Below are 11,702 nucleotides of genomic sequence, written 5' to 3'. Positions count from 1 at the left end.
CCCAAGACCAGGAGAAGACCATGCTGTTTGCCGTGATTTGCAAGGACAAGCCCGGAAGCCTGCAGGTGCGCCTCGACACGCGGCCCGAACATGTTGCCTTTCTCGAAGGGTTGAACGGCGACAAGAAGCTGGCCTTCGCCGGTCCGTTCCTTGACGCCGAAGGCAAGCCCAATGGCAGCCTCGTCGTCGTCGAAGCACCCGACATGGCGGGTGCACAGGCCCTGTCGGCCGCCGACCCCTACGCTAAGGCCGGGCTGTTCGAAAGCGTCGAAATCCGCCCGTGGAACTGGACGTTCAACAAGCCGGCAGCTAGTTAATCCCGGTCGTCGGCGCGCAACCCCAAGGAGGAGAAAAGACATGAACTACTGGCTGTTCAAATCCGAACCCTCGGTCTTCTCCTTCGAGGCATTGAAGGCCAAGGGCAAGGCCGGCACGCAATGGGACGGCGTGCGCAACTATGCGGCGCGCAACAACATGAAGGCGATGCAGATCGGCGATCTCGGCTTCTTCTATCATTCCAACGAGGGGCTGAACGTGGTCGGCATCGCCGAAGTCTGCGCGCTGGCCCATCCCGACACCACGTCGGATGATCCGCGCTGGGAATGCGTCGACATCCGCGCCGTCCAGGATGTGCCGAACCCGCCGACGCTGGAAGAGGTCAAGGCCAATCCAAAGCTTGCCGACATGGCGCTGGTGCGGCTCGGACGGCTTTCCGTGCAGCCGGTGACGCCGGCCGAATGGAAGGAAGTCTGCCGCATGGGCGGCTTGACACCCGCTCCGTGACGGCGCTGACGCCGAACAGTGCGAAACAATTCATTCTCGACAACACGGCGCTGATGGCGCCGCCGCACGTGCCGGAAATCCTGCTTCACCTTGCCGATGAAGCCCATGATCTGTGGCAGCGGACCGAGGACGAGCTGGTCGAAATCGGCCTGCCGCCGCCCTTCTGGGCCTTTGCCTGGGCCGGCGGCCAAGGCCTTGCCCGCTATGTCCTGGACAATCCCGGCACGGTGCGGGGCAAGCGCGTGCTCGACTTTGCCTCCGGCTCCGGCCTTGTCGCTATCGCCGCCGTCAAGGCGGGTGCTGCCAAGGTGATCGCCACCGACATCGATCCGTTTTGCGCGACCGCGATCCGGCTCAACAGCGAGGCCAACGATGTCGGGATCGAATTCCTCGGCACGGATTGCATCGGCACCGATGCGAGATGGGACGTGATCCTGGCCGGCGACGTCTTCTACGACAAATCCTTCGCCGACCGGCTGATGCCGTGGTTCGCAACCCTGAAGGCGCGTGGCGCCGAGATCCTCGTCGGCGATCCCGGCCGGTCGTATATGCCGAAGGCGGGGCTGGAACCGCTTGCGGTCTATGAAGTCGCCGTCACGCGGGCACTGGAGGATTCCCTGGTCAAGCGCACGACCGTCTGGCGCTTTGCTTGACGTGATCGCCGAACAGGCGTTCCATCACACCAGCATCTGAGGGGGAAGCTCATGGATTTTTCAGCAGTGAACTGGCTGGCGGTGATCGCAGCCGCAATCGTGGCATGGCTGTTCGGCGCCGCCTGGTACATGGGCCTGAGCAAGCCGTGGCTGAAGGCCGCCAAGCTTGATCCGGCCACGATGAAGAAATCGCCGCTGCCCTTCGTCATCAGCTTCATTGCCGAACTGGTCATGGCCTACATCATGGCCCTGGTCGTCGGCGCGATGACCGGCGGCGAGCCGACACTGCTGGCCGGCCTTGTCTTCGGCTTCGTGCTTTGGCTGGGCTTCGTCGCCACGACGCTCTCGGTCAACCACCGCTACGAGAATTTCGGCTGGGACCTGACCCTCATCGACGGCGGCCACTGGCTTGGCGTGCTGCTGATCATCGGCGCTGTGATCGGCTGGTTCGGCGCGGCGGCAAGCTGATCAAAGGCAGGGGAATAGGGGCCGAAGGCGGCACCGACGCCCATCCCTACTGCCCTACTGCCCTACTGCCCTACTGCCCTACTGCCCTACTGCCCTACTGCCCTACTGCCCTACTGCCCTTTGTCCGTGGTCCGCGTCTTGGCGACTTCCTCGAGAATCCATTCGCGAAAGGCGACGATACGCGGATCGTCGCCAGCGCTCTCGGGATAGACTAGGAAATAGGCGAACTCAGGCGCCACCCGTAGGCCGAGTTCGAAAGGCTGCACCAGCCTGCCTTGGGACAAGTCGTTGGCCACCATGGCGAAATCGGCGAGCGCGACGGCATTGCCGTCGAGCGCCGCCTGGACGGCGTCCGTGGAGTTTCCGAACACGACAGTCCGGCTGTCGTCGAAATCGTGGACGCCGGCCGCCGCCATCCACATCCGCCAGTTCGGCCATGTCACGCCTTGTCGCGACCATTCGATATGGGCAAGCGTGTGATTGAAAAGATCGCGCGGCTCGCGCAGCGGCGGACCGGACGTCAAGAGGCTCGGACTGCACACCGGGATGAGGATGTTGTCGAACAGCCGGTGGGCGCGAAGGCCCGGATATTTGCCGGCGCCGAACCGAATGCCGACATCGATGTCATCGAGTTCGAAATCCCGCACTTCGTAGGCGATGTCGAATCTCAGCTCGATATTGGGGTGATGCTTGCGAAAATCGTCGACGCGCCGCATCAGCCATTTTGACGCGAACTGTGCATCGAGAGTCACTTTCAGCAACGCGGTGCCGCGCGTCAGCTTTTGCGCCCGCGAAACGGCCCGGCCAAGCAGGTCGAGCGCGTCGGTCGACGCCTCGAAGAGCACCGTGCCCGCCTCGGTCAGCCGGATGGTGCGGCTGGTGCGCGTGAACAGCACAAGCCCAAGCTGATCCTCGATTTCCTTGATCTGGTGGCTGACGGCGGCTGGCGTCAGGCCCAGCTCGTCGGCCGCACGAGTGAAATTGAGGTGCCTGGCCGCTGCTTCCAGCGTCCTCAAGGCGCGAGTGCCTGGCAGCAGGCGAGCCATTCTATCCTCAAATAAAACTTGATAATCTAGAGAAAACTACTCGTTTCTCACAGCGATTTCAATCTGGCATGATCCAACCATCGAAACATCATCAAGCCGGATTTGATATCCGGAGAGAACGGATCACACCATGTCCATCATCGCTTTGAATTCATCCATCGCTCGTCCGAACTGGCTGACCGAGACCCTTGACTGGTTGCGTCACGCCAGGGTCGCGATCAATCTCCCACACCAGAACGTCGAAGACCTGTCGGATCGGCAACTGCGCGACGTCGGCGCCAGGCGCAAGGACATCGCACGCGCCATGGACCGCGAGATGGGCCGCCTCGGCCTTCTCGACATCGGCTGGCAGCAGTCTGGTCGTAAGGGAAGGGAATAGGGCAGTAGGGAAAATCAAGGCGCACTGACGCCCATCCCTACTGCCCTACTGCCCTACTGCCCTACTGCCCTACTGCCCTACTGCCCTACCTCACCACCCTCACCACCGTCCGGTCCGACAGCAGCGGCAGCAGCCGCGCCATGGTTTGCGCCGTCACAGCCACACAGCCTTGCGTCGGCGTGAAGCCGGGGCGCGCTAGATGAAAGAAGATGGCGCTGCCGCGCCCGCGTCGGCGTGGCGCCACGTTCCAGTCGAGCACCAGGCAGGCGTCGTAGAGCCGGTCGTCGCGCCGCATGCGTTCGTGGCTGGCGCCATAGGGAATCTTGACCGGCCTGTTATAGTTGCGGTCGTCAGGCACTTCGCACCAGCCGAGATCAGGCCCGATCGGCGTCATCGCCAGACGGGTCTTGCGGCCGCTGGTGAACTGATCTCCCCGGAAATATCCCGACAGGATCCGCATCGAGGCCAGCGGCGTGGCGCCGTCGCCTTCGCGCTTGCCGGCCGAGATGCCGCCCCACCCCAGCGCACAGGCAAACACCGTTTTGCCGGCCTGCAGCAGGCCTTGGCTTGGATGACCGGGCCTGGCCCGCACGGTCAGCACGCGCAGCCCTTTTCGCAAAATTGCGCCGGCTGCATTGCGATCGCGTTTTTTCTTGTATGATCGTGCCACGGAACAAATCACTGTGATCGGGTGTTGTGCCGGTCAGCTTCCGCATAAACAGGCAGCGGTCAACTGAATTTTCTTTTCAAAACAACGGATTGATCCATGACTTCACGCACCATTCTGATCGTCGACGACGATGACGACCTGCGCGGCACACTGGTCGAGCAATTGTCCCTTTACGAGGAATTCGACGTGCTGCAGGAATCGACTGCGGCAAAAGGTGTCGCCGCCGCACGCGGCGGCCTCATCGATCTGCTCATCATGGATGTCGGGCTGCCCGACATGGATGGCCGCGAAGCGGTGAAGATCCTGCGCAAGGGCGGCTACAAGGCGCCCATCATCATGCTCACCGGCCACGACACCGATTCGGATACGATTCTGGGTCTCGAGGCCGGCGCCAACGACTATGTGACGAAGCCGTTCCGCTTCGCCGTGCTGCTTGCGCGCATCCGGGCGCAATTGCGCCAGCATGAGCAGAGCGAGGACGCCACCTTCTCGGTCGGACCCTACACCTTCAAGCCCAGCCAGAAACTGCTGCTCGACCCGCGCGGCGGCAAGGTGCGGCTGACGGAGAAGGAGGCCTCGATCATCAAATATCTCTATCGCGCCGACCAGAAGGTGGTGACGCGCGATGTGCTGCTCGAGGAAGTCTGGGGCTACAATTCCGGCGTCACCACGCACACGCTGGAAACCCATGTCTATCGGCTGCGTCAGAAGATCGAGCGCGATCCTTCCAATGCGGAAATTCTTGTGACAGAAAGCGGCGGCTACAAGCTGGTTCCTTAAACATTTCATTATCCAATGAGCGGTCGGGCGGGGACGCTTTTCGGGTACGGTCCTGAAGCTGGAGGTGGTTTGGATCGAACTCGCAGAGGAGGAGTCGGACTGTCGGTTCGGGGACATAGCTAGATGGCGCTGGATGACGACATCCGCATCCTGTCCGCCGTGAGGCTCTTCGAGGGCTTCACGCAGGAACAGCTGCGCCTGCTCGCCTTTGGCGCCGAGAACACCAGGCTGAGCGCCAACCACAAGCTTTACCGCGAGGAGGACGAGGCCGATTCTGCCTATATCGTCGTCAGCGGGCGCATCGTGCTCTACCGTGAGCAGAATGGCGAACGCATCCCGATAGGCACGGCCGGCCCCGGCACGATCCTGAGCGAACTGGCATTGATCGCCGACACCAATCGGCTGACCAGCGCGTCGGCCGAAATCGATTCGGAAGTGATACGGCTCAGCCGCAAGATGTTCCGCCGCATCCTGGAGGAATACCCCGAGATCGCGGTCAAGCTCCACCAGCGCATCTCCGAGGAATTTCAGGCGATGATCCGCCGCATCGAGGAACTGGCGCCACGCTTCTCGGGCTGAGGCGCACATGAACTTCCAGCTTGTACGCGCTACCGGAAATGACCTGCCCTTCATCATGGCGACCGAGCGGCGCGAGGGCTATGACGCCTTTGTCGGGCGCTGGGACGAAGCGCGTCATCGCGAGGCCCTTTTCGACGACAGTCATGCCTATTTTGTCGGTGTCGATGGTTCAGTGCCGATCGGCTTCGTCATCCTTCGCCAATTGGCCTCTGCCGAGCGCGTGACGCTGGTCAAGCGCATCGCGGTCATCGCACCAGGACAAGGCCACGGCAGAATGCTTCTGGCAGCGGCGGTTGATCGGGTTTTCGTCGAGACCGACGCCTATCGGCTCTGCATTGGGCTTTTCCCGGACAATCATCGCGCCCGGCGCGCCTACGAAGCTGTCGGCTTCACGGCTGAGGGCATTTCGCGCGGCAGCGCGTTTTTCAAAGGCGTGCACCGCGACGAGCTGGTCATGGCGCAACTGCGGCCGGAGTGGGAGGATCGCCGACGGGTTGGTCATCCCGTTGCCCGGACCTGAGCGCCGAGGTTCCGTTGACAGGCAAGAGGTGAAATCCTACAGAACCTCGAAGGCGGGCGGCCCAGCAGGCACCGCCACCACCAGGCTCCTGGGGGGAGCGAGGCATGCTGCCAGCTCGGTACGAGACGATTATCTTGTATTCCCGCAATGACGCGTTCGGCGACGGATTGATCCGGATTCCGGCTTTGCGCGCCGCCAGAACGGCATTCCCCGATAGTTTTATCGTCTACGGAACCACCGGGTCATCGACCCTTGAACACGTCCTCAATCGCCATGTCGATCACCTCGTCGATGCGATCAATGTGCGGACGCCCCTGATGCAGCTTGTGGCCAGCCACCGCAAGGGCAAGGGGCGATTGGCCGTTGTCGATTTCCGCATCTCGGGGCGTTGGCTGCTTCAGACCTGGGGCTCGCTGCTCGGTCGCGGCATCGCCTATGAGGCGAACTTCCCGGCTTTCGCTCTTTCCTGGCGCCCGGGCCAAAAATCCGAAGCACGGCCCGAGCGCAACGCATGGCGCTACCACCGCCTCATCGAGCGTCTTGCGGGCAAACGGTTGCCTTTCGATCATCGCCTGGAGCCCACCCCAGCCGCCCGGGCGGCGGCCAGGAGCCTGGGGGACGGCAAGCATGCTCCATTGATCGTTATCGCGGCGCATGGCGATGGCGGCAAACGCATGACCGCGGATCAGGTTGTCGCGATATCCGACAGTATGATCGCCGACGGGGCAAACCTTCTCTACGTGAAAACGCCAGGCGACGGCCCTGATATGGCTGAACTGGCTCAACGCGCGCCCAAGTTGCAGCTTGTCGATTCCGGTACGGTCGAGGGTGTCAATGTCAGCGATGTTCTGCTGGCGCTAGGGGAGTTTGCCGATCTTTACATTGGCGCCGAAGGCGGCACGGCACATCTCATGGCAGCGGTGATGACGCCGATGGTTATCGTCAGTGGCGGTGCCAGCATGGCCCGTTGGCGGCCGCTTTCGAACTGCGTGGACGTGATCGAATCCCGCCATGCAAGTCCAACCGGCCTGGTCGCCAATGTCCCGGCGCCGATAATCATCGAAGCGGCCCAGCGCATGCTGGCGACGCGCCACCGCGACCATCCCCATCTGCTGGATCACGCGGCAGACCTGTCAGCGCAGCTGTCGCCCAACAAAGACTTGAAGCACGCCATTTGAATTTGGAAGCGCAGGAAGCCGCCGTTTGCAGGCTGGCCTCACCTGAATATCGACGCACCTAATCCAGATCGAACCGCGCGATGACGGGCACATGGTCCGACGGGCGCTCCCAGCCGCGCGCCAAGCGCAGGATCTCGTAGCCGGAAAAGCTGGACACCAGATTCGGCGACGACCAGACATGGTCGAGCCGCCGGCCGCGGTTCGAGGCTTCCCAATCCTGCGCGCGGTAACTCCACCATGTGTAGAGCTTCTGCTCATGCGGCACGTTGAGCCGCATGAGGTCGATCCAGTTGCCGGCGAGACGCATCGCCTCGAAATTTTCCGTCTCGACCGGCGTATGGCTGACCACGTTGAGCAATTGCTTGTGTGACCAGACGTCGTGTTCGAGCGGGGCGATGTTGAGGTCGCCGACCAGCATCGAGGCGGACACCTCGTCATGTTCTGCCCGGATGGCATTCATCTCGGCGACGAAATCGAGCTTGTGCTTGAACTTCCTGTTGATGACGGGATCCGGTTCGTCGCCGCCCGCAGGAACGTAGAAATTGTGCAGCAGGATCGCCTTGCCGCCGGCCCGCACCGTCACCGAAAGGTGCCGGCTGTCCTCGATCTCGCAGAAACGCCGCTTCTCGACCACTTCGATCGGCCGCCGCGCCACCGTCGCGACGCCGTGGTAGCCCTTCTGGCCATGGAAGGCGATGTGCTCGTAGCCGAGCTTGCGGAAGGCCTTTTCGGGAAACAGTTCGTCGGGAACCTTGGTTTCCTGCAGGCAGAGCACGTCAGGCGCATGCTCGACGAGCAGGCGCTCGACGATCGGCATGCGCAGCCGAACGGAGTTGATGTTCCAGGTGGCGATGGAGAAGGGCATTTGGCAATCCAGGACAGCGTGCGGCCGGCCAGAGCCGATGGGCCCTGACGGGGAAGACGCCTTTTGACGGAGTCAGTCCGGGAAACTGCCAGCCGCAAGCCGCAAAGACAAGCCGGCCAACGCCCGACGAGGCGCGGCCCGGTGCTTTCCACAGCTATAACGACAGGGTTAGCGCGACTTGTTGGTGTTGAGCTCGCGATTCGCCGTGTAGTCGATGGCGAAAGTATCGGGGGCGAAGCTGACGCCTTCCTTGGTGTTGAAGATCATCACCGTTGTGTCCTTGCCCTGCGCGTCGGTGATCGTCCACTGTCGCAAATCAAAGGTTTTAGGATCGAACATCATCGTGATCTTCGAATTGCCGAACACCGATTTGTCGGCGAGCTGGATGGTGGTGAGGTCATCCTCTTGCTTGACGCTTTTGACGCGGTCGCCGGAGAGGTCGATCCTGTTGTCGAGCAGCAGCTTCAAGGGTGTCTTCGACAGCGGATAGAGATCGGACGTGTTGAGCTTCTTGTTCAGGATGACCACCGACTGGCCGTCTGAAATCACCCGGAAGTTTGAAGAGCCGTCATAGTTGAAGCGGATCTTGCCCGGCCGTTCGAGGAAGAACTTGCCGCCGGTCTGCTCGCCCTTCGGGCCGAACTGCACGAATTCGCCGCTCATCGATTTCACCGAGGAAAAATGGTCGGCGATCTTCTGTGCCGCGGCCGGCACGGCCGCCTGCGCCGAAGCCAGCACCTGGAAGCCGGGCACCGCGTTGAAGGCTGCCGCCCCTGCAAACGCCAGGCCGAGGCCCAGCAACTGACGCCGGGAGGGAGCAAACGTGCTGAGCGCTGAAGGATCATTTTTCATGTCGGTCACTCTCATCTGATTCCTGAGTTGTTCTGGTGCTTGGACCCCCAGTTAGGCTGAAGTTTGGCGGGTCAGGGCTCCCTCAGTCGCTTCAACGTCTTGAAAGGTTCAAGGTTGCGAGACCGGGATGTCACAAGGGTCAGGCCTTCTGGTCAGAATTTGTCCTCTTCGGTCGGCACCAGGATCTCGCGCTTGCCGGCGTGGTTGGCCGGGCCGACGATCCCTTCCTTCTCCATCTTCTCTATGATCGAGGCGGCGCGGTTGTAGCCGATGCCCAGCCGGCGCTGGATATAGCTGGTCGAGGCCTTGCCGTCGCGCAGCACCACGGAAACCGCCTGATCGTAAGGATCGTCGGAATCCTCGAAATTGCTGTTGCCGCCACCGCTACCGGAACCACCCTTGCCTGACGGCTCGTCGTCGTCCTCGCCGTCATCCTCGGTGATGGCGTCAAGATATTCTGGCACGCCCTGCAGCTTCAGATGCGCGACGATCCTCTCGACCTCTTCATCGGCGACGAACGGGCCGTGCACGCGCTGGATACGGCCGCCGCCCGCCATATAGAGCATGTCGCCCATGCCGAGCAGCTGCTCGGCGCCCTGCTCGCCCAGAATGGTGCGGCTGTCGATCTTCGACGTCACCTGGAAGGAGATGCGGGTCGGGAAATTGGCCTTGATGGTGCCGGTGATGACGTCGACCGACGGGCGCTGCGTCGCCATGATGACATGGATGCCGGCGGCACGCGCCATCTGCGCCAGGCGCTGCACGGCACCCTCGATGTCCTTGCCGGCGACCATCATCAGGTCGGCCATCTCGTCGATGATGACGACGATATAGGGCATCGGCTCGAGATCGAGGTTCTCGGTCTCGTAGATCGCCTCGCCGGTCTGGCGGTCGAAGCCGGTCTGCACGGTGCGCGAGATCTTTTCGCCCTTCTTGTCAGCCTGGCTGACGCGGGCATTGAAACCGTCGATGTTGCGCACGCCGACCTTGGACATCTTGCGGTAGCGGTCCTCCATCTCGCGCACGGTCCATTTCAGCGCCACCACCGCCTTCTTCGGATCGGTGACAACGGGCGTGAGCAGATGCGGGATGCCGTCATAGACCGAGAGTTCCAGCATCTTCGGATCGATCATGATCAGCCGGCAATCCTGCGGCGTCAGCCGGTAGAGCAGCGACAGGATCATGGTGTTGATGGCAACCGATTTGCCCGAGCCGGTGGTGCCGGCGACCAGCACGTGCGGCATCTTGGCGATATCGACGATGACCGCCTCGCCGTTGATGGTCTTGCCCAGCGCCAGCGCCAGCTTGGCCTTCGTCGTCTCGAAGTCGCGGCTGGCCAGGATCTCTCTGAGATAGACGGTCTCGCGCTTGGCGTTCGGCAGCTCGATGCCTATGGCGTTGCGGCCGGGCACCACGGCGACACGGCAGGCGATGGCGCTCATCGAGCGGGCGATGTCGTCGGACAAGCCAATGACCCGCGACGACTTGATGCCGGGCGCCGGTTCAAGCTCGTAGAGGGTGACCACCGGACCCGGACGGACGGCGATGATCTCGCCCTTGACGCCAAAATCCTCCAAAACGCCTTCGAGCAGGCGCGCGTTCTGTTCCAGCGCGTCCTTGGACAGGCTGGCGTCGCGCACCACGTTCTTCGGTTCAGAGAGGAAATGCAGCGACGGCATTTCGAACTTTTCCGAGCCGATCAGCGATGTCTGCGCCTCGCGCTGCACGCGGGCGCCTGGAGCCGGACGCGGCGCCGGCGCCTCGACGCGGGTGGCGGCATCGGAACGGAACGGCTGGACCTTGGCGGTCGGCGCCGCGCGCCGCTGGATGGCGGGCTCGTCCTGCTCGAAATCCATGTCGTCGTCGGCGTCGAAGATGTCGGCATCATCGGGGTCGAGCGAGACGCTGCGGTCATTGACCATGGCGGCGAAGAATTCGGGCTCGACGCGGGCGCGGCCATCCTGGCTCATCCGCGATTCGGCGAACTCGGCCGATTCGACCCGTTCGGCGGCGCGGCGCCAGGCGGTGGAGCGCTGCTCCATCTCCGGCTCGTACTCGTCCCGCTCCTGCCTGCGGCGCACGGCGCGGCGGTGCATCCACGCGCGGAACGAGAGCCACCAATGAGTAATTGCCCCGAGCGCCAGGATGCCCTCGTCGCCTTCGTCCTCGTCATTGTCGAACAAGAGGTCGTCCTCGCGCGGATCGACGGCAGGCTCGTCCTCCATGACGGCGAAGCCGTTCTTGCGTCCGATCAGCGCCGAGCCAAGGGCGAACAGCCACAGCGCGGGTGCGGCCAGCAGGATGGCGATGATGCTGGCGATCAGCCCGGTCGGATAGCCGCCGATGACGACGCTGGGGATCTTCAGCACCATGTCGCCGAACACGCCGCCGAGGCCGGTGGGCAGCGGCCAGGTCTTGGGCGGCACAACGCAGCCGGCCATTGCAGCGGCCAGCAGCGCAAAGCCGAACCAGGACAGCCCGCGTTTGGGCAGCCTGTCGACGCCGCGCGCGGAAAACAGCAGGAAGCCCCAGATGACGGCCGGAACCAGGGCCGCGACGGCGGCGAGGCCGAAGAACTGCATGGCCAGGTCGGAGAACACCGCACCGGCATAGCCCATGGCGTTGGTGACGGTGTTGTTTGTCGCGTGGGAGAAGCTCGGATCGGCTACGTTCCAGGTGGCAAGGCTGGCCACGCCAAAGGCGACAGCCAAGAACAGCCCGGCACCGACCAGCCGCCCGACCTGACGCCGCGCGAACGCCTGGATGCCGTGCCCCGTATCGGCCAGCGCAAGCGGTGCTGAAGCCCCTGAACGCATGCTCTTCCCCGTCTGTCATGGACTCGCCGGGTGCGTGGCGCACTTCGGCAGATTCGGGTGTCAGACTATCGGCGGGAAGGTTAAGGGCGCATTAACTATAAGAGGTTGAGATG

Annotated in this window: 14 protein-coding genes; 9 read left to right on the top strand and 5 right to left on the bottom strand. The window is 62.9% G+C overall.

What is annotated here, in order from left to right; translation table 11 throughout:
- The first annotated feature begins 20 nt into the window (after positions 1–20).
- Genes C8D77_RS14650 through C8D77_RS14635 form a run of 4 tightly spaced genes read left to right on the top strand, consistent with a single transcriptional unit; the run spans position 21 to position 1,904 of the window.
- Positions 21–317, top strand: a complete 297-nt coding sequence (locus C8D77_RS14650) for a YciI-like protein (protein ID WP_109663949.1) — start codon at positions 21–23, stop codon at positions 315–317.
- 40 nt (positions 318–357) lie between these two features.
- Entirely contained in the window at positions 358–783 is a 426-nt protein-coding gene (locus C8D77_RS14645; RefSeq protein WP_109663946.1) for an EVE domain-containing protein, read from the top strand.
- 53 nt (positions 784–836) lie between these two features.
- Complete coding sequence (locus C8D77_RS14640) at positions 837–1,436, top strand: class I SAM-dependent methyltransferase (RefSeq protein WP_215732066.1); 600 nt, start codon at positions 837–839, stop codon at positions 1,434–1,436.
- Positions 1,437–1,487: 51 nt separating this feature from the next.
- Positions 1,488–1,904: a DUF1761 domain-containing protein gene (locus tag C8D77_RS14635; protein WP_109663939.1), complete on the top strand. Its 417-nt coding sequence runs from the start codon at positions 1,488–1,490 to the stop codon at positions 1,902–1,904.
- 110 nt (positions 1,905–2,014) lie between these two features.
- On the opposite strand, the gene gcvA is transcribed toward C8D77_RS14635, so the two are convergent.
- A complete protein-coding gene (gene gcvA, locus C8D77_RS14630) occupies positions 2,015–2,950 on the bottom strand; it encodes a transcriptional regulator GcvA (RefSeq protein WP_109663936.1) in 936 nt (311 codons plus the stop codon).
- 130 nt (positions 2,951–3,080) lie between these two features.
- On the opposite strand from gcvA, the gene C8D77_RS14625 reads away from it, so the two are divergent.
- On the top strand, positions 3,081–3,329 hold the full coding sequence (locus C8D77_RS14625) for a hypothetical protein (protein ID WP_109663933.1): 249 nt from the start codon (positions 3,081–3,083) through the stop codon (positions 3,327–3,329).
- A gap of 85 nt (positions 3,330–3,414) precedes the next feature.
- Here the strand turns inward: C8D77_RS14625 and C8D77_RS14620 are convergent, their stop codons facing one another.
- Complete coding sequence (locus tag C8D77_RS14620) at positions 3,415–3,930, bottom strand: L,D-transpeptidase family protein (protein WP_170136755.1); 516 nt, start codon at positions 3,928–3,930, stop codon at positions 3,415–3,417.
- A gap of 165 nt (positions 3,931–4,095) precedes the next feature.
- Between C8D77_RS14620 and C8D77_RS14615 the strand changes: the two genes are divergently transcribed.
- The 4 genes from C8D77_RS14615 to C8D77_RS14600 all read left to right on the top strand — a co-directional run bounded on the left by C8D77_RS14615 (position 4,096) and on the right by C8D77_RS14600 (position 7,056).
- A complete protein-coding gene (locus tag C8D77_RS14615; RefSeq protein WP_013528898.1) occupies positions 4,096–4,779 on the top strand; it encodes a response regulator transcription factor in 684 nt (227 codons plus the stop codon).
- 123 nt (positions 4,780–4,902) lie between these two features.
- A complete protein-coding gene (locus C8D77_RS14610; protein ID WP_109663926.1) occupies positions 4,903–5,358 on the top strand; it encodes a Crp/Fnr family transcriptional regulator in 456 nt (151 codons plus the stop codon).
- A 7-nt stretch (positions 5,359–5,365) separates the two neighbouring features.
- Entirely contained in the window at positions 5,366–5,878 is a 513-nt protein-coding gene (locus tag C8D77_RS14605; RefSeq protein WP_109663922.1) for a GNAT family N-acetyltransferase, read from the top strand.
- A gap of 104 nt (positions 5,879–5,982) precedes the next feature.
- Positions 5,983–7,056, top strand: a complete 1,074-nt coding sequence (locus tag C8D77_RS14600; protein ID WP_109663919.1) for a glycosyltransferase family 9 protein — start codon at positions 5,983–5,985, stop codon at positions 7,054–7,056.
- Between the two features lie 58 nt (positions 7,057–7,114).
- On the opposite strand, the gene C8D77_RS14595 is transcribed toward C8D77_RS14600, so the two are convergent.
- From C8D77_RS14595 to C8D77_RS14585, 3 genes are all read right to left on the bottom strand, one after another.
- Positions 7,115–7,921 (bottom strand): exodeoxyribonuclease III, encoded by an 807-nt coding sequence (locus C8D77_RS14595; protein WP_109663916.1) that lies wholly within the window; start codon positions 7,919–7,921, stop codon positions 7,115–7,117.
- A gap of 168 nt (positions 7,922–8,089) precedes the next feature.
- Entirely contained in the window at positions 8,090–8,773 is a 684-nt protein-coding gene (locus C8D77_RS14590; protein WP_109665359.1) for an outer-membrane lipoprotein carrier protein LolA, read from the bottom strand.
- A 152-nt stretch (positions 8,774–8,925) separates the two neighbouring features.
- Positions 8,926–11,589: a DNA translocase FtsK gene (locus C8D77_RS14585; protein WP_109663912.1), complete on the bottom strand. Its 2,664-nt coding sequence runs from the start codon at positions 11,587–11,589 to the stop codon at positions 8,926–8,928.
- Positions 11,590–11,702: the final 113 nt, after the last annotated feature.

The sequence above is a fragment of the Mesorhizobium loti genome (assembly GCF_003148495.1).
GTDB lineage: Bacteria > Pseudomonadota > Alphaproteobacteria > Rhizobiales > Rhizobiaceae > Mesorhizobium > Mesorhizobium loti.
Note: the sequence above shows the minus strand (reverse complement) of the source record. Positions and strands in the feature narration are given on the sequence as shown.